This is a genomic window from Acinetobacter sp. Lyrl_1 (assembly GCF_051948795.1).
In the GTDB taxonomy this organism is placed as follows: domain Bacteria; phylum Pseudomonadota; class Gammaproteobacteria; order Pseudomonadales; family Moraxellaceae; genus Acinetobacter; species Acinetobacter towneri.
In genome coordinates this window covers 16,781-36,534 of record NZ_JAYJLK010000014.1, presented here as the reverse complement: position 1 = coordinate 36,534, position 19,754 = coordinate 16,781, and the positions used below count along the sequence as shown (strand labels likewise).

Annotated in this window: 16 protein-coding genes and 1 riboswitch; of the genes, 9 read left to right on the top strand and 7 right to left on the bottom strand. The window is 42.5% G+C overall.

Going from position 1 to position 19,754, the window contains the following annotated elements:
• Nucleotides 1-334: 334 nt before the first annotated feature.
• Nucleotides 335-958 (bottom strand): hypothetical protein, encoded by a 624-nt coding sequence (locus tag VF675_RS06580; protein WP_440204967.1) that lies wholly within the window; start codon nucleotides 956-958, stop codon nucleotides 335-337.
• 136 nt (nucleotides 959-1,094) lie between these two features.
• On the opposite strand from VF675_RS06580, the gene baeS reads away from it, so the two are divergent.
• Both baeS and VF675_RS06570 read left to right on the top strand, forming a co-directional pair.
• Nucleotides 1,095-2,747, top strand: coding sequence for a sensor histidine kinase efflux regulator BaeS (baeS, locus tag VF675_RS06575; protein WP_440204966.1), 1,653 nt, complete (start codon nucleotides 1,095-1,097; stop codon nucleotides 2,745-2,747).
• A gap of 20 nt (nucleotides 2,748-2,767) precedes the next feature.
• Complete coding sequence (locus tag VF675_RS06570) at nucleotides 2,768-3,454, top strand: response regulator (RefSeq protein ID WP_168418565.1); 687 nt, start codon at nucleotides 2,768-2,770, stop codon at nucleotides 3,452-3,454.
• 108 nt (nucleotides 3,455-3,562) lie between these two features.
• Here VF675_RS06570 and VF675_RS06565 read toward each other — a convergent pair whose 3' ends face one another.
• The 6 genes from VF675_RS06565 to VF675_RS06540 form a co-directional block, all read right to left on the bottom strand.
• Complete coding sequence (locus tag VF675_RS06565; protein WP_317028320.1) at nucleotides 3,563-3,949, bottom strand: MmcQ/YjbR family DNA-binding protein; 387 nt, start codon at nucleotides 3,947-3,949, stop codon at nucleotides 3,563-3,565.
• Between the two features lie 106 nt (nucleotides 3,950-4,055).
• On the bottom strand, nucleotides 4,056-5,501 hold the full coding sequence (locus VF675_RS06560) for a protein adenylyltransferase SelO (RefSeq protein ID WP_440204965.1): 1,446 nt from the start codon (nucleotides 5,499-5,501) through the stop codon (nucleotides 4,056-4,058).
• Nucleotides 5,502-5,625: 124 nt separating this feature from the next.
• Complete coding sequence (locus VF675_RS06555; protein WP_004975053.1) at nucleotides 5,626-6,792, bottom strand: acyl-CoA desaturase; 1,167 nt, start codon at nucleotides 6,790-6,792, stop codon at nucleotides 5,626-5,628.
• Between the two features lie 291 nt (nucleotides 6,793-7,083).
• On the bottom strand, nucleotides 7,084-7,797 hold the full coding sequence (locus VF675_RS06550) for a glycerophosphodiester phosphodiesterase (RefSeq protein ID WP_440204964.1): 714 nt from the start codon (nucleotides 7,795-7,797) through the stop codon (nucleotides 7,084-7,086).
• Nucleotides 7,798-7,952: 155 nt separating this feature from the next.
• Nucleotides 7,953-8,537 (bottom strand): cob(I)yrinic acid a,c-diamide adenosyltransferase, encoded by a 585-nt coding sequence (locus tag VF675_RS06545; RefSeq protein WP_168418570.1) that lies wholly within the window; start codon nucleotides 8,535-8,537, stop codon nucleotides 7,953-7,955.
• A gap of 139 nt (nucleotides 8,538-8,676) precedes the next feature.
• Nucleotides 8,677-10,500, bottom strand: a complete 1,824-nt coding sequence (locus VF675_RS06540) for a TonB-dependent receptor plug domain-containing protein (RefSeq protein ID WP_440204963.1) — start codon at nucleotides 10,498-10,500, stop codon at nucleotides 8,677-8,679.
• Nucleotides 10,501-10,536: 36 nt separating this feature from the next.
• Nucleotides 10,537-10,760: riboswitch (cobalamin riboswitch) on the bottom strand.
• A gap of 192 nt (nucleotides 10,761-10,952) precedes the next feature.
• Between VF675_RS06540 and VF675_RS06535 the strand changes: the two genes are divergently transcribed.
• From VF675_RS06535 to VF675_RS06505, 7 genes are all read left to right on the top strand, one after another.
• Entirely contained in the window at nucleotides 10,953-11,606 is a 654-nt protein-coding gene (locus tag VF675_RS06535; protein WP_440204962.1) for a phosphoribosylanthranilate isomerase, read from the top strand.
• On the top strand, nucleotides 11,578-12,822 hold the full coding sequence (gene trpB, locus VF675_RS06530) for a tryptophan synthase subunit beta (protein ID WP_004975067.1): 1,245 nt from the start codon (nucleotides 11,578-11,580) through the stop codon (nucleotides 12,820-12,822). Before VF675_RS06535 ends, trpB begins: the two co-directional genes overlap by 29 nt.
• Nucleotides 12,823-12,996: 174 nt before the next feature.
• On the top strand, nucleotides 12,997-13,518 hold the full coding sequence (locus VF675_RS06525; RefSeq protein ID WP_096901526.1) for a DUF1543 domain-containing protein: 522 nt from the start codon (nucleotides 12,997-12,999) through the stop codon (nucleotides 13,516-13,518).
• 203 nt (nucleotides 13,519-13,721) lie between these two features.
• Complete coding sequence (locus tag VF675_RS06520; protein WP_004975070.1) at nucleotides 13,722-14,714, top strand: DUF2804 domain-containing protein; 993 nt, start codon at nucleotides 13,722-13,724, stop codon at nucleotides 14,712-14,714.
• Between the two features lie 179 nt (nucleotides 14,715-14,893).
• Nucleotides 14,894-15,700 (top strand): enoyl-ACP reductase FabI, encoded by an 807-nt coding sequence (locus VF675_RS06515; RefSeq protein WP_004975071.1) that lies wholly within the window; start codon nucleotides 14,894-14,896, stop codon nucleotides 15,698-15,700.
• Between the two features lie 176 nt (nucleotides 15,701-15,876).
• Nucleotides 15,877-18,621 (top strand): bifunctional [glutamate--ammonia ligase]-adenylyl-L-tyrosine phosphorylase/[glutamate--ammonia-ligase] adenylyltransferase, encoded by a 2,745-nt coding sequence (glnE, locus tag VF675_RS06510; protein WP_440204961.1) that lies wholly within the window; start codon nucleotides 15,877-15,879, stop codon nucleotides 18,619-18,621.
• 34 nt (nucleotides 18,622-18,655) lie between these two features.
• On the top strand, nucleotides 18,656-19,582 hold the full coding sequence (locus VF675_RS06505; RefSeq protein ID WP_004975074.1) for a branched-chain amino acid transaminase: 927 nt from the start codon (nucleotides 18,656-18,658) through the stop codon (nucleotides 19,580-19,582).
• The last annotated feature ends 172 nt before the right edge of the window (nucleotides 19,583-19,754 follow it).

The following is a 19,754-nucleotide window of genomic DNA, read 5'->3' as shown; positions in this document are numbered from 1 at the left end:
TCGGTTTCCTCAATACTGGTTTGACCAGCGTTATATTTTAAATGGATTTCAGCGCATGCCTTCTCAGACATGCCATGTTGGAATGGTTGTAATCGTGCAACATCTTCTAATTCGGTACAAGCATCTGCATAGCATTTCTTGGTGACTGTAAAGTCAAAGATTTTTATCTTGAAATGGCTAAGTTGCTTGAGTGTAAATAGTTTTGCTGAATTTGAAATGATACAAATAGTCAAAAAGCGTAAAGAGATATGTCTGAGTACAGTGGATAAAAAGATCAATAAAAAGGCGCTCAATGAGCGCCTTTAAAACAGTGTGAATTGACTGGTACGATTGCTTAACGTGATGCAGATTGCTTGATTTTTAAAGGTTGAATAGGCTGATTTGGCTGAAAACGTACTAAACATTGACCATTGAGTTGTTGGTCGCCTAGTTTAACCTGAACTTTTTGACCATGGGTTTTACCTTCACAAGCTGTGCGCATTGCTTGTTGATGAGCTTGACGCTGTGCCAATCGTTGATCGTACTGTTTGGTCATTTCAGCACGTTGTGCATCGGTCAGTACTTCACCACGTTGCGGGCGCTGCATATTGGCATGCATAGCTTGATGCTGTTTCATCATATATTGACGTTGTTGTTTAAACGATTGACGGTCTGGCTGAAAGCGCATAGTACAGGTGCCCGAAACTATTTTTTCGCCGAGTTTGAGTTGCAGCTTTGTACCTGCTGCCTTATTGTCACATGCTTGTTGCATCTGGCTACGGAAAGCACGGTGTTCTGCGCGCTTCGCACGATACTGTTCACGTTGTTCTGGGCTAAAACGTGAGTCGGCTACAGCATGATGCTTCATCATACGTGTCTGTTGTCGATCCGTTAAGTCATTGCTGGTTTGACAAGCCGTTAAAGCACCCATCCCCAAAACACTCGCCCCAAGTAACGCGATTTTTGTCATCTGTTTCATCTTACAGCTCCTTAACTGGAATCCGACTTTGCTTAAGTTAAGATTAAATAATAAAGATGAAGAAACAATGGAGAGTTTTTTGACGCGCTGTTGGTTACAATGCTCAAAATGAAGAAAAAATTCTGAGACTGTTCTATTGAAAATTCGCCGCATTCCCATCGCCTTACGCCTGTTTTTAACAGTGCTACTGACGACCTTGCTAATCACCACGGTTAGTTTGGGGGTATTGCATGTCAATATGCAGCGTAACTTCAGTAAATACGTGGCCGACGTAGAAATGCAGAAGCTGGATTTGGTCATCCAAAACTTGGCAGAAGTGTATGCGGTGTACCATGACTGGGGCAATGCCATTCAGGCGCAAATTTTACAAATAGAAGGCGAAGCCGCACCCGATGATTATGACCGTTTATCGCGTTGGTGGTTGCGTCGTCAGTATGATATTGCCTTGCAGCAGCGCTATTTCCAGGAACATAGCTTAGCCAATGTAAATCCGAGTGTGGTTGAGCCGGACCCAATGAAGCGTCAAGCCAATGCAGAAGAGTTACGTTGGTTAGAGCTAAATTTACCTTCGCAGTTTCAGCCTTTTGAGGGGTTAGTATTTCCTTTAAGCGCCAATCAAAATGCATTCCGTTCAGATCGTAAAAACGAAGGGCAGAACAATACAACAGACGCTTCGGGTAAAAAACAGTTTATTTCGATGCCTGACCGTTTGGGCTTGAGTTCACGTTTATCTTTATATGATGCGCAGCGTCAGTTTGTTGTGGGTGAGCCTGCGGAAACTCAGATTTCATATCGTCCAATTATGGTCGGTGAAAAAATCGTGGGCTATTTGGGGTTAAAACCCGTGCTTGAGCAGGAAGATGCGTTAAGTATTAACTTCTTTAGTAAGCAAACTCGTTATTTATTATTGGTTTATGCCTTAAGTATTTTGGCCAGTTTGATTGCTGCCTTATTGTTAGCGACCTATTTTAAAAAGCCAATTCAGCGCTTATTAAATGGCACACGTGAATTGACCAAAGGTCATTATCAGCATCAGGTCACGGTCAAGCGTAATGATGAATTGGGTGATTTATCGACAGAACTGAACCATTTAGCAGTGATTTTAGACCAACATGAAAACTCACGCCGTCAGTGGGTGGCAGATACTTCGCATGAATTGAAAACCCCATTGGCGGTGTTGCAGGCACAAATTGAAGCCATGCAAGATGGTATCCGCAAAGCTACGCCAGAGCATTTGGCAGCCATGATGCATCAGGTCAATAGCCTGAAAAAACTGACGCAGGATTTGTCGGACTTGGCGCAAGCTGAAGCTATGCAATTGAAGTGCTATTTTGCAAGCATAGACCCTTGGCAAGTGATTGAACAGGAAATTGAAAGCTTTAAGCCGAAATTTGAGCAGGCGCAATTGGACTTGGTCGTGTCTGGCGAAGGCACGCAATTACAATTAGATATAGACCGTTTTAAACAAATTATGCTCAACTTATTGAGTAACAGTATTCGCTATACCGAAGCAGGTGGGCAGGTGCATATTCACACCAGTCAAAGCGCAACCGAGTGGACCGTGTATGTAGATGACAGCCCGTTTGGCCTAAGTGATGAACAACTGGCCCGTTTGGGTGAACGTTTTTATCGTGCCGATGATTCACGTACTCGGGCGACAGGTGGTACAGGTTTAGGTTTGGCCTTATCGGTCAAAATTGCCAAAGCATTGGGCGGAGAGTTAAGTTTTGCTCATTCACCGTTGGGTGGTTTACGCTGCAAATTAAGTTTTCCAAAAATCAAATCTTAATGGACTTTAAGGAATCGTGCATGAAACATATCTTACTGGTTGAAGATGAAATTGAACTGGCCCAATTGGTGCGAGATTATTTAGAAGCTGCTGGTTTTGAAGTCAGTATGTTTCATGATGGGCAAGAAGCTTATGACAGCTTTTTGCAGCGTAAACCAAGCTTGATGATTTTAGATTTGATGGTACCACGTATGGACGGCCTGACCATTTGCCGCAAAGTACGTGAACAGTCCGATGTACCAATTATTATGGTCACGGCACGAACAGAAGAAATTGATCGGGTGTTGGGTTTAAACATGGGGGCAGACGATTATGTTTGTAAGCCTTTTAGTCCAAAAGAATTGGTCGCGCGCGTGCAAGCGGTTTTGCGTCGCTTAGAACGCAAAGTTGAGCCTGAAAGCAATGATTTATTCCGCATGGATAAAGCGCAGCAGCGTATTTGGTATCAGCAAAAAACCTTGAATTTGACCCCGACCGAATTTCGTTTATTGGAATTGTTTTTAGAGCATGTGGGGCAGGTGTATTCAAGAGCGCAATTGCTAGATCATATTAACCCTGACAGTTTTGAAGTGGCTGACCGTGTGATTGATAGCCACATTAAAAACTTACGCCGTAAAATTTCTGACGCTGCCGAAACAGGTAATCGGCATGAATGGATTCAAGCAGTGTATGGTGTAGGTTATCGCTTTGAGTATCCAGAAGAGTAAGTCTCAGGTATAGAAAAAGCGAATCTTGGAAGATTCGCTTTTGTTTTCTTAGTTAGATATTATGTTGAAAAAGTGCAGAGCAAATAGCTTTAAAAAATTTTTATTGACTCAAGTTGCACTACGCAAAAGCTCAATCCGTTGTCTTTCTACTTTCTTTAATTTTGCGACTACCAGCTCATAAGAATTTAAGACCAAATCTTGCACCAGTTGTGCATCTAAGTCCTCATCTGCAAAAATTGAAATCCAGTGCTGTTTGTTCATGTGCCAACCTGCACGGATATACGGATAGAAATCGCGTAGCATGGCACCATGTTCAGGCTGCACTTTTAGATTGATGATGGCATGACCATTTAAATACAAACTCAGCATAAACACTTTATCAACCACCTTATGCACCAAACAGCCATCGCCAAAAGGTTCGCTTAAGCTCACTTCAGGTAATTTTTCTGCGGTATTGGCAGCAAGTTGATGCAGTGATTTCTGTGTTTGTGCCATTCATCTTTACCTTAAAAGTTTATCCTGTGGATAACCACATCTTTATCCACAGAAAATGTGTATAACTTTGCTGGAGTTTTAAACGTCCTATTGCTTAAAAATAGCACTAAGATGAGCAGCTCACCATCACTTCGGGTACATCACTTGGCAAGGGTGCTAAATCTTCAGGCTGTTCTAACTCAGGCTGTTTGCTATACGGTTGGCTGAGCAAGGTAAATAAACGCTCAACTTCTGAAAAATCATCGCGTTCTGCCTGCTCAATTGCCTTTTGTGCCATGTGATTGCGTAAAATATAGTGCGGGTTGGCCTGTTGCATGGCGGCATCTAAAGCATCAGTATCTTGATGTTCACGAATCTGTAAATACTGTGCCAAAAAGCTTTCCCACTGACGACGATCTAAACAATCATCCAATATTTCTGTGTATTGTTTATTTTGTAGGCGGATAAAACTTTGGGTGTAATCCAGTTGCTCACTTTGCAAAATGCGTAAGAAATTGGTTGCACAGTCAAAACTGTCTTTATGGAAACTTGGCAGCCCCATTTTTTCACACAAGCCGAGTTTGTAATGTTCTAAAAAAGTTGGTTCAAAATGTTCTAAACATGCTGCCAGTGCATGTTTCCAGTGTTCTTTCTGATCTTGGTTTTGCTCAAGTGGAATTAAATTATTTAGCCAGACCCATAAGTTCCAGTGCGCTACGCTCGGTTGTTGTTGGTAGGTATAGCGCCCTTGGTAGTCCGAATGGTTGTTGATCCAGTTCGGGCGAAAACGCTCCATAAAACCATAAGGGCCAAAATCTAAAGTAGAGCCAGTAATATTTAAATTATCGGTATTCATCACGCCGTGCGCAAAACCGACCAATTGCCATTTGGCAATCATGATAGCGGTACGTTGAATGACTTGTGTAGCAAAGGCGAGTACAGGCTGTTCGGCTGTCAAGCATTCATGATAGTGCCATTCGATACACTTTTGCACAAATTCAGGCAGTAATTCAGGTTGATACTGATTGATCCATTCAAAATGTCCCAAACGAATATGACAGTCTGATGTGCGTAATAGCATTGCGCCAAGTTCTAATTTTTCACGTTGTACGCCTTGAGTAGATGAGGTAAATCCAACTGCATTGCTTGATGGCACACCCAGCGCATTTAAAGCATGACCTGCCAAATATTCACGAATCACTGAACGTAACACGGCACGTCCATCCCCCATACGTGAATAAAGCGTTGCACCTGCACCTTTTAAATGAAGATCAATTGTACGTTGTTGTGTGTCCAAAACTTGCGCAATAAGTAAACCGCGTCCATCGCCCAATTGACCTGCCCACTGACCAAATTGATGTCCCGCATAGACCATTGCCAAAGCAGGAAATTCTTTAAACGTGGTTTGTCCGCTGCAAATTTCAACCCATTGTTGTTGTTCCTCTGCTGTCCATTGCAGTTCTTTTGCCAATGCAGCATTAAAGTGTCCTGCTTTTGCACCTTTTAAAGGTAAAGGCTGCTGCATGTGATAAAGACGGGCGGGCAGGGTCGGATAACGTGGATTAAATTGCATGATGATGAAGCGCTTGGCACAAAGTGAGTTTCACTATAGCAAACTTGGACTTTAAAAACTGTAGCCTAACAATGCAGAAAGCCCTGAACAGGTCAGGGCTTTCGCAGTGCATCAGAACAGAGGTTTATTCAGATACAGGGTTCTTTTTTAGGTTACGCATCAGCAAGTTCAATGTTTCACGATGGTGTGAAAGACGCTGTTCAACCAACTGGAATTCAACTTTTAATTTGTCATCCATTTGGTGAATTTTTTCAGCTACAGACGCTTTTTTCGCCTGAATTTCTTGCTCTTTTAACTTTGCCCAATCGTTCAGAGTTTGAGTAAAGGCATCATATTCTTGCGCAATACGGCTTTTAACTTGACCAATGTCATCGTTCACATTGTGACCATAGACCGCCAAGTCTTGTTCTGCATATTTAAAACGCATCGCCAATTCTGCTTTTTTAATATTAAAGCTTGGAATACGACGCAAGTTTTTCGCTAGGCCTAACTTCGAGCATGTCCAAATTAACCATTTGGTTGGGTCATATTGCCACCATTTTACGCCATTACGATAATCATATTGGAAAATGTGGTGATAGTTATGATAGCCCTCGCCCCAAGTGGCAATTGCTAACCAGAAGTTATCACGCGCGGTGTTTTCGTCAGTATAGGGACGCGAACCCCACATGTGGCACAGCGAGTTAATAAAGAAGGTAACATGGTGGCTTAAAATCAGACGCATTAAACCGCCCAATAACAACACGCCCCACATATCGCCCACAGCCCAACCAATTGGCACCAAAATGCCAACGTGAACTGCAATTACGAGCGGAATATAGTATTTGTGTTGGAACATCACCAACTTGTCATTTAACAAATCTGGCGCATTTTTAAAGTTTGGCTCTGCGGCAGGGTAGTCACGTAGCATCCAGCCCATGTGCGCAAACCAAAAACCATTATTAATTGAATATGGGTCTTTTTCGACATCATCAACATGGCGGTGATGGGTGCGGTGACCTGAACCCCAGAACAAAATACTGTTCTGAACGGCAAATGTTCCCATAATCATTAAAATGATTTTCAAGGGAAGGGTAGCTTCATAAGCACGGTGTGCCCATAAACGGTGATAACCTGCTGTAATACCCAAGCTACTTACGCCAAGTAATACAAACATGCTGATCCAAGCGGCTAAGCTAAAATCATGGTGATAGGCATACCAAGGAATTGCAATCACGGCAACAATAGGTAAGAAAACCAGTGCAAAGATGGCAATCCAGTTGATTGGGGCTTTGGGTAAGGGAGCATTCATCTCCAACAGCACTCCTAGAACCTTTGGGAGGTATAAGTAGACGCTTAATCCGTTATAAAATCATGATCTGCCCGAAGGAAATGATCATAGTATTAAAGTTTATAGGGATTAATTTTTTCGCATATTAGCATGAGCGTATTCACGATCACAGCATTATTGTACAGTTGTATTGTACTGGGTGGTAACAGAATATAATGGTATTTGTAGGTTTTTACGAAAATGTGCGGTATGACAGCCAAACCTGCACAGAAAATCGGTTATTTAAACATATATATGCGCTTAGCCTGCACTTCACAAGTGTTGCATCATTAGTTTTGGATAATCGGTAATTAGACCCTGAACACCCAAATCTTTAAGTTGTTTGGCGCGTTCAATTTGGTTGACTGTCCAAACACTAATATTCAGTTTGGCCTGTTGTGTGGCTTGAATGAGGGCATCGGTGGCGAGTTCGTTCATCCAGCCAATTTGGCAACACCCTAATGCTAAAGCTTGATCAATGGCTTGGTATTGCAAATCATCTTCTACCAACAAACCACGTTTAAAGCGTGATTTTTGTTGTTGTAATGCCCAATGAATTTTAGGATCAAAACTGGTGATGATGGCGTTGTGCTCAAAACCTTGTAAATGTTGCTCTAGGCTTTGAGTGATTTTTTCGGCATCGGTATGTGAGTTGACTGCTTTAACCTCAACCTCAATATGATCAAAATTTTGAATAATGGTCATGGTTTGATTAAGTAGGGGCGTGGTTTCAACTTTATTCCAGTCCGACCACATCACGGCGTGGTTATAATGGTTTAAATCTTCCAGACTACATTCATACAGCGCTTTGTCTTGTCCTGTCGTGCGGATGAATTGATCATCATGCATGACCACTAAGGCGTTGTCTTTGAGTTGACGCACATCAAATTCGACGGCACGAATACCAATATTTTGAATATATTCAAAACCACCAAGCGTGTTTTCAGGTGCTTCGCCACGCGCACCGCGATGACCAATTATGCGCATAATGTGCCCATGAATTGAAAGTTTGCTTTCATTTTGCAAGTACGACGTGACAGAGGGATGACAACTCTTATTTTGGTCAGATGGTGTGAAAATTCAAGCACCATCTGCTGTGATTTTTTAGATGTAAAATCAGGACTTTATTTTAGTTTCCGATGTCAGTTACTAATGCTGTCATTGATATTTTTTTGCCAAAGTACTTCGCTGCCACCTTCGGCGCGTTGCAAGCTGCGCGATGCGACAAATAGCCAGTCAGACAGTCGATTTAGTAATTGCAAAGACGGTGCTTGAATATTTTGATCACGGTTGTGTACGGTCATTAAACTGCGCTCTGCACGACGACATACGGCACGGGCTTGATGTGCATAACTGCATGCCAATGTACCTGCAGGCAGAATAAATTCTTTGAGCATTGGCAGGCTTTCATTCATGCGGTCAATGTCTTGTTCTAGGAACTCAATCGCAAGTGGTTGTACGAGATGGTAATTGGGGATACAGACTTCACCGCCTAAATCGAATAGCCAGTGCTGAATCAGGCTAAGCGATTTGTCCCAAGTGTTTTTGTCTTGAATGTTGCTATGTGTAATTTGTGAGCGCAATACGCCTATGCAGGCATTGAGTTCATCGACATCGCCCAGTGCATGAATGCGTAAGTCGTCTTTGGCGACACGTGAGCCATCGCCCAGTCCTGTTGTGCCTGAATCGCCTGTGCGGGTGTAGATTTTGCTTAAACGGTGGCCCATGATCGTTCCTTGTTTGAAAGTGAAAGTTGCGTTTACTTGGTTGTAAGAAATAAAAGCTGGCGCAATAAAAAAGGATAATGTCGGTCATTACATTATCCATAAACTGCGCTGTTTTAAAGTTTTTGTTGTTATGCGGGTTTTAGTAGCGGAAAGTTACACCTGCTGAAGCGAGGCGACCGCCGTTGATGTAGTAGCTGCCGCTACCGTAAGCGGTTTTATAACCTGTATCACCAATATTCTGAATGTTTGCAAAAACTTTCATATTTGGATTGATGTTATAGAAACCGTGCATATCAATTCTGAGATGCCCTGGAATCGTAATATCATCATAGGCGCTGTTGTCGTATGAGCTATTTGCCATTAGTGTGGTAGAAAAACCAATTTTGTCATCAGCCCAGCCAGTAGTTAAAGCTGCGCTTTGGCGCGGACGACGGCTTAAACTAGCATTCGTTTTTTCGTCTTTTGCATCAACATAGTTATAGCCAAGATTGATATATAGGTTGTCATCTTGCCACTTGATGTAGGCTTCACCACCTTCCATTTTGGCTTTATCAATGTTTTCCATTAAGTTTTTGGTATTGTCATAATCGATTAAGCTATCAACTTTTGTCGAATACAACGAAAATCCAGTAGAAATATTGTAAGCCAATTTCTGATCTAAACCAATTTCATAAGAAATACTTTCTTCTGGATTTAAATCTGGGTTACCACCGTAGGCGTACATATCATTCAACGTTGGCGCTTTAAATGCAGAACCAATATTGGCGTAAATACTGGTTAATGGCAGCAGTTGGTAACGTACGGCACCTTGTGCAACAGTATGTGTGCCAAACTTTTCATTATCTTCAACACGTAGACCAAGCTGTGTATTTAACCCATTGTTTTGATATTGATGTTGTATGTAATAACCAGCAGAATCTATATCACCTTTATAAGGAGAACCATAAGAAATCACATTACCTTGAGTTTCTCTGTAAGTGCTACCTAATAAAATATTCTGGTGAGGCGTAAATTGCCACTGCCCATACAACTCAGCTTCTTGAGTTTTACTATGAATGAAATCAGTTGAACTGTTTTGATCAATATCATCTTTAAATTGTGATAAGCGAGCATTTAAAGAAAGATTAGGATTGAGATTCACACGGCCTTTTAAATTGATAATCTGATTTTTAAAATCTTGGCTGATGTTGTTGCCGTTATTATCGTATTGACTTGTTCCTTGGTTCTCACTGAAATCGACAGATGCAACATAGCCATCCTGTTCAATTCCCAGCTTTGCGCTATAGCCTTTTTGATCAAAGGATGCATTAGACGCATTTTTTGAGTCTTTTACTGGTGTGCCATCAGTCTCTAAACGCTGACCGCGAACCTGAGCATAATAACCGTCTTGGGCGAAGTCTGCACCGATGATGCTTTTATAGGTATTGTTTTCACCCATTTCACCAGTGATGAAAGCACTGTTTTTAGTTGGTGTTTTTGTGATAAGTTGTACAACACCACCAATTGCATCTGTACCGTATAGAACAGATGCTGGGCCTTTAAGAACTTCGATTTGCTTGATGTCGGTTGTATCAATAAATGGAAGCGAAGCAGCGCCAGAGGTTGCTGAATTTAGTCGCACACCGTCACGCAAGACTAATGCTTGATCAGATTCGGCTCCACGTAAGAAAATAGATGATGCTTGACCATAACCGCCGCTTTGAACAACTGTGATCGCTGGGTCAGTCATTAATAAGTCAGGCAGTGATGCAATCGGGGACTGTTCCAGAATTTTTGGCTCAATAATATTAATCCGCGCAGGCACATTGCCAATTTTTTCTTCAGAACGTGTCGCGGTAACGACTAAAGTATCTAAAGATGCATTTACAACATTAGAACTGTCTTGTGCAGATACAGACGTAGAGAAACCCATTGCAAGCGCAATTGCGCCCACTAAAGCAGTAGGCTGAAAAAGAGTAGACATGACTTTGCTCCATACATTCACCCCACGTGAATGATTGAGTTAAGGGCACAACAAGCAGGTCTCCGGACTTCAATGTGCCAAGCATCTTTTAATCAATGATTGCTTCGCTGTATATCCACCTTCCCATATTGTTCATACAGTGGTGTAAATCATCTCATTTAAACAGATATACGTTTCATGGTTACCGTTGCGGGGGCAGTGTTGGACTTTCACCAACTTCCCTAAAGCTCAAAGCTAGGACTCGTTGCATTTGCGCGAAGTATAAAGTCTGTTCGGCATTTAAACAACGGAAATGCAGAATAATCCGCCTGAACTTCCCTCAACCCCTTAAAATTGCATTACAATGATTCGCCCCAATATCTGATTCTGTGAGTGTGAACAGACAATTTAAAAGTCGCGCACAGCAAGATCAGCAAAATGAAGATTGAAAATCAGGATTAGAGTCCAAAACGATGCGTACCCGTGCCAAAATTTGCGGAATCACGCGAATTCAAGATATAAACAGTGTGGTACATGCGGGTGCAGATGCAATTGGCTTGGTGTTTTATCCTCCAAGTCCGCGCCATGTGAACATTGAACAAGCACAATGCTTGCTGCAAAACATTCCCGCTTATGTGCAAGTGGTCGGTTTATTTGTCAATGCAACGGCAGAAGAAATTGCCGCTGTACTCAAACAAGTACCTTTAGATATTCTGCAGTTTCATGGCGATGAAACACCGTTGCAATGTCAGCAAATAGCAGAGCAAGTTGGACGTCGATGGTACAAAGCCATTCAGGTCAAACCCGATTTAAATGTGTTAGATGCAATAAAAAGTTATCAACAAGCAGGTGCAAGCGCAGTATTATTAGACGCGTGGCATCCTGAATTGAAAGGTGGTACAGGACACAGTTTTGACTGGTCAAAATTCCCGAAACTCGATATTCCTTTAATTTTGGCGGGTGGTTTAAACCCTGAAAATATTGAAGATGCAATTCAGACGACTCAAGCCTATGCCGTTGATGTCAGTGGCGGAGTTGAGTCTGCAAAAGGTATTAAAGACCAACAACTCATAGAAAACTTCATGCAAGGAGTCCAACGTGGATCAGCAAAGTACAAATCACAATAACTCAGTGATTGACTATACCCAATTCCCAGATGCAAAAGGGCATTTTGGTATCCATGGCGGACGTTTTGTGTCAGAAACGCTGATGGCGGCTTTACAAGATTTAGAAAAATTGTATTTCCGCATGAAAGATGATCCGCAGTTTTTGGCAGAATTCGACCGCGATCTCGCCTACTATGTAGGTCGTCCTAGTCCTTTGTATTATGCTGAGCGATGGTCAAAAGAGTTGGGTGGTGCGCAAATTTACTTAAAACGTGAAGATTTGAACCATACTGGCTCACATAAAGTGAACAACACCATTGGTCAGGCACTGTTGGCAAAACTGTCTGGTAAAAAACGCATTATTGCCGAAACAGGTGCAGGTCAGCACGGTGTAGCAACTGCGACCATTGCCGCCCGTTTAGGCTTAGAATGTGTGGTGTTCATGGGCGCAGAAGACGTCAAACGTCAGGCCATGAACGTGTATCGCATGCGTTTACTCGGGGCAACGGTTGTACCTGTAGAAAGTGGCTCTAAAACCTTAAAAGATGCCATGAACGAAGCGATGCGTGACTGGGTGACCAATGTCGATTCAACGTATTATGTGATTGGTACTGTGGCAGGCCCACATCCGTATCCACAATTGGTACGTGATTTCCAGTCGATTATTGGTCGTGAAGCGCGTCGCCAAATTCAAGAGCAGGCAGGTCGTTTACCTGATGCATTAGTAGCTTGTGTAGGCGGTGGTTCTAATGCCATGGGCTTGTTCTATCCATTCTTGAACGATGCCGAAGTGAAAATGTACGGTGTCGAAGCTGCAGGTTTAGGCATTGAAACAGGCAAACACTCTGCACCATTGAATGCAGGACACGTGGGCGTATTACACGGTAACCGTACTTATTTAATGTCGGATGCACAAGGTCAGATCATTGAAACCCACTCTATTTCTGCAGGTCTGGATTATCCAGGTGTAGGGCCAGAGCACAGCTTCCTGAAAGATATGCACCGTGTCGATTACGTGCCAATCAATGACCAAGAAGCATTGCAAGGTTTCCGTGATTTAACCCGTATTGAAGGGATTATTCCTGCTTTAGAAAGCTCGCATGCTATGGCTTATGTAAGCAAGCTTGCACCAACGATGGATAAAGACCAAATCATTATTGCGACTGTTTCAGGTCGTGGTGATAAAGACTTAATGACTGTTGCCCGCATTGATGGCGTGGAAATGGTCGATATGTAAATCGCAAGATGCTTGAAATAAAGCATGCTACATTTCAATTCAATCGTGCTGAAGCAATTCGGCACGATTTTTTATTTGGAGGATTGAAAAATTCTCGCTACTTTAAACAATCATGCTTCAAAATCATCAACCTTAAAAGCCATCATGCTTAGGAAATTTGCGTAGGAGTCGGATATGCCCAGTTTATTTATCGTGATGTTAGGCGGGCGTCATGCGCGAGCCAATACTGAAGTGCATGATGTGGTACTTGCGGTAGGCGATTCTTTAGAACAGACCTATCCGCAACTCAAGCAGGCTTGGTTTGCAGAACCGAAAGGTTTGCATATTGACGCATGGGCGCAAATTAATGGTGTTGAGTTTGAAGGTAAATCCTACTATTTAAAATTTACCGATGCGCAGCCGAATCAGGCAGAAAACCGACTGTATTTAATTAATTTAGGTGGATATGATCCGCGTGAGTTTGGCGAGTTACATCGTTATGTACTGGTGGTGGCGCAAAATCCAATGGTGGCAAAACAGCGTGGTAAAGCCTATTTTGCCCAGCACTGGCAAAAACAACATACCGATCGGGTCTTAGAGGTAGATGATTGTATTGCGATAGATCAGGTGCATGGTCGCTATGTGCAATTGGTTGAAGGCTCATTTTCAGGCAATCGTTGGGAAAATACCTATCTGACTTTGAATGCTGATGCTTAAATACCTTCAGAATATTGAGGGGAAGATATCTATTAATTTATATTTTGTATATTTAGTGAACGCTCAAGCCTTAAAATAGTAAAACAATCTATGCTTTTATAGTTTTTTGAACAAAATCATAAGCTGCGGGTTTTTTGTACATGCATTTGTAGGCATAATACGACCAAAGATGAATTGTTTTTAGACAATAGGGAATGTCTTCAATGGATTTAATTCAGGCGAATGGACAACCGCATTATGGACGTTTTAGTGAACTTCCCAAAAAAATTGATTATCAGGCTTATCAATATAAATCACCGTATGGTGAAGTATTGTCGGGTTGGCGTAAACGCTTAAAATATAAAAAGTTTAAATTTTGTAGTATTCAGCACGAACACTATACCATTGGGCTTGCGATTGCCGATATTGCTTGGGCAGGGCACGGTTTTGTCTATATTTATAATCACATGACGGGCGAAGTGCAGGAATGGAATGCGATTAATTTTTTATCGCGTAATACGGTTTTAGATGAGCAACCGTTATTTAATCAAAGTTTTTTTGAAAAATCGCCATTTCAAATTGAAATTCAACATGCCAATGGTGTGCGTTATATCCGCGTGACCAAATATGGTGAAATTAAACTCAGTGCGCGGATATTTTGTGCAGGCACAGACCCGCTAAGTATGTGTAGCCCAACAGGTATTAATGGTTGGACTTACACCCAAAAACTGACCACACTCGGCTGTGAAGGCTATTTTGTTAATAAAACAGGACAAACCATTCAATTCCATGAACGCACCTTTGCTTCTTTAGATGATACCTGCGGTTTTTTACGCCCTGAAACAGCATGGTTTTGGTTGTCGTGCAACTTTTGGGATACCGAAGACCGTCGTGTAGGCTTGAATCTGGCTTCTGGTGTGAATGAAAGTTTTGGCAACGAAAACTGTTTGTGGATTAATGGCGTGCTGTATCCCTTAACAGATGTGTTGTTCCAACCTGAGGATGATGGCTCGTGGAGCATTCGCTCACTGGATCATCGTTTGAATTTAACTGTCAGCACAGGTTGGCGCCGTTATGAAAACCTGAATTTGCGTCTAGTCGGCAGTCAGTTCAGCCAATGGCAAGCTAAAATTAGTGGTACTATTCAACAAGACGATACCGAAATTATTTTGTTAAACGAATACGGCTTGCTTGAACAGCATTATGCCAAGTGGTAGGGCAAGTTTTTAACCAAGATTGTACGTCACCACTTGCAGATCATCATGTGACGTCATCTATCACTCACTTGAATCGCCATTGAGTTTTTACATAAACGGCAAAAAAAGGCGCATTATGCAATTTCACTATGCGTTCAGAATTGGCATGATACTGCGAAATATATCAAGGTGAGTTTCACATGGCACAAGGTCTTTTGGCGGGTAAGCGTTTTTTAATTGCTGGTATTGCAAGTAAATTATCTATCGCATTTGGTATTGCAGAAGCATTGCATCGTGAAGGTGCAGAATTAGCATTTACTTATCCGAATGAAAAACTCAAAAAACGTGTTGATGACTTCGCTGCACAATTTGGCTCAAGCATTGTATTGCCTTGCGATGTAGGCGTAGATGCAGAAATTGAGCAAGCTTTTGCTGACTTGGCAAAGCACTGGGATGGTTTGGATGGTTTGGTTCACTCGATTGGTTTTGCGCCTGCGCATACTTTAGATGGTGACTTTACCGATGTTACAGATCGTGATGGTTTTAAAGTTGCGCATGACATTAGTGCTTATAGCTTTATTGCGATGGCACGTGCTGCAAAACCATTATTACAAGCACGCCAAGGTTGCTTATTGACTTTGACTTATCAAGGTTCTGAGCGTGTGATGCCAAACTACAACGTCATGGGTATGGCGAAAGCATCTTTAGAAGCAGGTGTACGCTACTTGGCTTCAAGCTTGGGTGCTGACGGTATTCGCGTGAATGCAATTTCTGCAGGCCCAATTCGTACGCTTGCCGCATCAGGCATTAAATCATTCCGTAAAATGTTAGACCTCAATGAAAAAGTTGCACCTTTAAAACGCAACGTGACCATTGAAGATGTTGGTAATGCGGCATTATTCCTTTGCTCACCATGGGCGAATGGTATTACTGGTGAAATTCTGTATGTCGATGCAGGTTTTAACACGGTTGGTATGAGCGCAGAATTAATGCTAGATGCTGAATAAGCATTGCATCAAGCAGATAAAACCGAAGTTTAGGCTTCGGTTTTTTTATCGCTGCATTTTAAGTAAGAGGTATTTTGCAGATTGCTGTAATTTTATTTTCTTCTTTGACGCATCTGCTGCTATAAATAGATGAGTTGACAATATTTCAAAATAAAACTGGGTTTTAGGTCTTAAAAATGAATGCGGAACAATTGCAAAAAACGTTACATGCCAGTCAATATGCAGAACAAGTCTTGGCAAATCACGAAAGCCTGTTACAGCAGGATTATGTAATTGACCAATTTCTAAAACCGCTGAGCGCAGACTATATTCATCAATTGGTGATTTCGACTTTACAAGACATTCATGATGAAACCTTGTGGATGAAAACCCTGCGAATTTTACGCGCGCGTTTAATGTTCCGCTGGATTTGGCAAGATGCCAACCAACTCACCGATGTGGTGACGTTGACGCAGGAACTTTCAGACTTTGCTGATATTTGTGTGCAAGTAGCCAAAGATTTTGCACGGATTCCGTTGGTCGCCAAGCATGGCGAACCGATGGGGTATAACGGTAAAGTCCAAGACCTGATTGTGGTCGCCATGGGCAAACATGGCGCGCAGGAACTGAATTTATCCAGCGACATCGACCTGATTTTTGCCTTTGATGAACAAGGCGAAACCAATGGACGCAAGTGTATTGAAGTGCAGCAATTCTGCATTTTATGGGGACAAAAACTGATCTATCTATTAGATCATATCACCGCCGATGGTTTTGTTTTCCGCGTCGATATGCGTTTACGCCCGTGGGGCGATGGTTCTGCTTTGGCGATTAGCCATGTCGCACTGGAAAAATATTTAAGCCAGCATGGACGCGAATGGGAACGCTATGCTTGGATTAAGGCACGTATTATCACAGGTGGGCAAGAAGGTTATGAACTGCTGGAAATGACCCGACCTTTCGTATTCCGCAAATATGTCGATTACACCGCCTTTGAAGCCATGCGCGAAATGAAAGCCATGATTGAGCGCGAAGTGCAGCGTCGTAATATTGAAGACAATATTAAATTGGGCGCGGGCGGTATTCGTGAAGTTGAATTTATTGTGCAGGTTTTTCAGCTGATTTACGGTGGTTCAAAACTAGAATTACAAGACCGCCAGTGTTTGGTGAGTTTGCGCCATTTGGGCGAAGCTGAATTGCTAGAGCCACAAGCCGTACTGGATTTGGAAGATGCCTATTTATTCCTGCGTCGAGTAGAACATGCCATTCAAGCCTTGAATGATCAGCAAAGCCAAGCTTTACCGACTGAACCTGAGTTACGCGCACGCATTAGCGATACTTTGGGCTTTGCCGATTGGGACAGCTTTATGCAGACCCTAAATGAAAAGCGTGTCAAAGTCATTTATCAGTTTGAGCATTTAATTAAAGAAAATGAACCCGATTCTTTGCTGGAAAATTACAGTCAGCTAGAAAAACAGCTCGATGCGGTACTAGACGATCAAGCGAAAAATTTAGTGCATGAGTTCTGGTATGGACACGCCATTAAAAAACTCACCGCCAAAGCTTTACAGCGTTTAAAAACCTTTTGGCCACACTTGATTGAAGCAGTGTTGCAGTCAGAAAATCCACAAATGGCATTGATGCGTTTAATGCCACTGGTCGAATCTGTTCTGCGTCGTACCGTGTATTTGGTCATGCTGATTGAAAGCAAGGGGGCACTGCAACGCTTGGTAAAAATGGCCACAGTCAGCCCGTGGATTTGTGAAGAATTGACGCAATATCCTGTGTTGTTGGATGAGTTTTTATCTATGGATTTTGAATTGCCAAAACGCAGCGATTTGGAAGATTCTTTGCGCCAACAATTGCTGCGCATTGAACTGGATGAAGTCGAAGACCTCATGCGGGTGCTACGTTTATTCAAAAAATCCAACGTCTTGACAGTGGCGGCCAGCGATGTACTGGCAGAAAGTCACTTAATGAAAGTGTCAGATGCGTTAACCGATATTGCCGAAGTGACCGCAAATGCAGCCCTACAACTGGCCTATCAGATGATTGTCAAAAAACATGGTTATCCGCTAGACAGTGAAGGGCAGCGCTGTGGTTTGGAGCATAACGCTTTTGCCATTATTGGTTATGGCAAAGTAGGTGGCATCGAACTTGGTTACGGCTCAGATTTAGACGTGGTTTTTATTCACAACATGGATGAACAAGCCGATACTGATGGCATTAAACCGATCAGTGGCTTTGAATTTGCTATGCGGGTGGCACGTAAATTTGTATCTTTAATGACCACGCAAACTTTAGATGGTCGAGTTTATGATGTCGATACCCGTTTACGTCCTTCGGGAGATGCGGGTTTATTGGTGACCAGTTTACGGGCCTTTGAGCAATATCAACTGAAAAGTGCGTGGCTGTGGGAGCATCAGGCTTTAGTGCGTGCGCGCAGTATTGCGGGTGAGCAATGTTTACGTGACAAGTTTGAAGTGTTGCGTTGTCAGATTTTAACCCAGCCGCGAGATGAAGCTTATGTCCGCAGTGAAGTGCTGAAAATGCGTCAAAAAATGAAAGATCATTTGGGTTCATCTAAAGAGCAAAAAAAAGATGGAATTTTTCATTTAAAACAGGATGCAGGTGGTATCGTTGATATCGAATTTATGGCACAGTATGCGGTATTAGCCTGGAGTGGGTCGAATCCTGATCTCGCCCATTATTCCGACAACGTAAGAATCCTTGAAGATGCCGCAAAAACAGGTTGCTTATCCAGCGACGATGCGACAGCATTGATTCAAGCTTATCTCCGTGAACGAGCCGAAAGCCACCGCTTAGCCCTTGCAAATCAATCCATGCAAGTCAATGCTGCGGACTGGTACGATACCCGTGAGGTCGTTTGCAAGTTATGGCAAAGATTAATTGATCCGACTGCTATGTCTGCGTTGGATTAAAATGACTATTGTATAAACATTTGGAGTGTGTGCCATGAATTTGGCTGATCGTGATGGTTTTATTTGGCAAGATGGACAATTGGTTGACTGGCGTGATGCAAAAATTCACGTCTTAACGCATACCTTACACTACAGTATGGGTGTGTTTGAGGGTGTCCGCGCTTATGAAACGCCAAACGGAACTGCGATTTTCCGTCTTCAGGACCATACTAAGCGTTTGTTAAACTCTGCAAAAATCTATCAAATGAAAGTACCATTTGATCAAGCAGCTTTAGAACAGGCGCAAATTGATGTGGTACGTGAAAACAAACTTTCATCGTGCTATTTACGTCCATTAATTTGGATTGGTTCTGAAAAACTGGGTATTGCTGCAACCAATAACACCATTCATGCTGCTGTTGCGGCTTGGGGTTGGGGTGCATACTTGGGTGAAGAAGCGATGGCTAAAGGTATTCGCGTTAAAACTTCATCGTTTACGCATCATCATCCAAACGTGACCATGTGTAAAGCTAAAGCTTCTGGTAACTACACTTTGTCTATTCTTGCACACCAAGAAGTAGCGCAAGCAGGCTATGACGAAGCGATGTTGATGGATCCACAAGGTTATGTATGCCAAGGTTCTGGCGAAAACGTATTCTTAATTAAAGATGGCGTTTTACATACACCAGACATCGCAGGCGGTGCTTTAGATGGTATTACGCGTCAAACGGTGATCACCATTGCTAAAGACTTGGGTTATGAGGTAGTTGAACGCCGTATTACGCGTGATGAATTCTACATTGCCGATGAAGCCTTCTTTACAGGTACAGCAGCAGAAGTTACCCCAATTCGTGAATACGATGACCGTGTAATTGGCTGTGGTTCACGTGGCCCAATTACCACTGAAATTCAAAAAACTTTCTTTGACGCAGTTCAAGGCAAGAATGACAAATATGCACATTGGTTGACTTACGTTAAATAAGTCACGCGTGTGTACCTGAGTCAACATGATTGACTCAGGTGTGATGACCCCGTTCAGGCAATAGTTTGAATGGGGTTTTATTTTGCCTGCTATTGCGTTATTGAACGGCTAAACATCTTTCGAGATTGGTTTCTCACGTTTCTGATATAGATGAATGATCAACTGTTTCTTC

Excerpts from the sequence above, each read along its gene's own strand:
- VF675_RS06580 (WP_440204967.1), bottom strand. The coding sequence starts at position 958 with ATGAAACAGATGACAAAAATCGCGTTACTTGGGGCGAGTGTTTTGGGG.
- VF675_RS06570 (WP_168418565.1), top strand. The coding sequence starts at position 2,768 with ATGAAACATATCTTACTGGTTGAAGATGAAATTGAACTGGCCCAATTG.
- VF675_RS06565 (WP_317028320.1), bottom strand. The coding sequence starts at position 3,949 with ATGGCACAAACACAGAAATCACTGCATCAACTTGCTGCCAATACCGCA.
- VF675_RS06560 (WP_440204965.1), bottom strand. The coding sequence starts at position 5,501 with ATGCAATTTAATCCACGTTATCCGACCCTGCCCGCCCGTCTTTATCAC.
- VF675_RS06555 (WP_004975053.1), bottom strand. The coding sequence starts at position 6,792 with ATGAATGCTCCCTTACCCAAAGCCCCAATCAACTGGATTGCCATCTTT.
- VF675_RS06550 (WP_440204964.1), bottom strand. The coding sequence starts at position 7,797 with ATGCGCATAATTGGTCATCGCGGTGCGCGTGGCGAAGCACCTGAAAAC.
- VF675_RS06545 (WP_168418570.1), bottom strand. The coding sequence starts at position 8,537 with ATGGGCCACCGTTTAAGCAAAATCTACACCCGCACAGGCGATTCAGGC.
- VF675_RS06540 (WP_440204963.1), bottom strand. The coding sequence starts at position 10,500 with ATGTCTACTCTTTTTCAGCCTACTGCTTTAGTGGGCGCAATTGCGCTT.
- VF675_RS06535 (WP_440204962.1), top strand. The coding sequence starts at position 10,953 with ATGCGTACCCGTGCCAAAATTTGCGGAATCACGCGAATTCAAGATATA.
- VF675_RS06525 (WP_096901526.1), top strand. The coding sequence starts at position 12,997 with ATGCCCAGTTTATTTATCGTGATGTTAGGCGGGCGTCATGCGCGAGCC.
- VF675_RS06520 (WP_004975070.1), top strand. The coding sequence starts at position 13,722 with ATGGATTTAATTCAGGCGAATGGACAACCGCATTATGGACGTTTTAGT.
- VF675_RS06515 (WP_004975071.1), top strand. The coding sequence starts at position 14,894 with ATGGCACAAGGTCTTTTGGCGGGTAAGCGTTTTTTAATTGCTGGTATT.
- glnE (WP_440204961.1), top strand. The coding sequence starts at position 15,877 with ATGAATGCGGAACAATTGCAAAAAACGTTACATGCCAGTCAATATGCA.
- VF675_RS06505 (WP_004975074.1), top strand. The coding sequence starts at position 18,656 with ATGAATTTGGCTGATCGTGATGGTTTTATTTGGCAAGATGGACAATTG.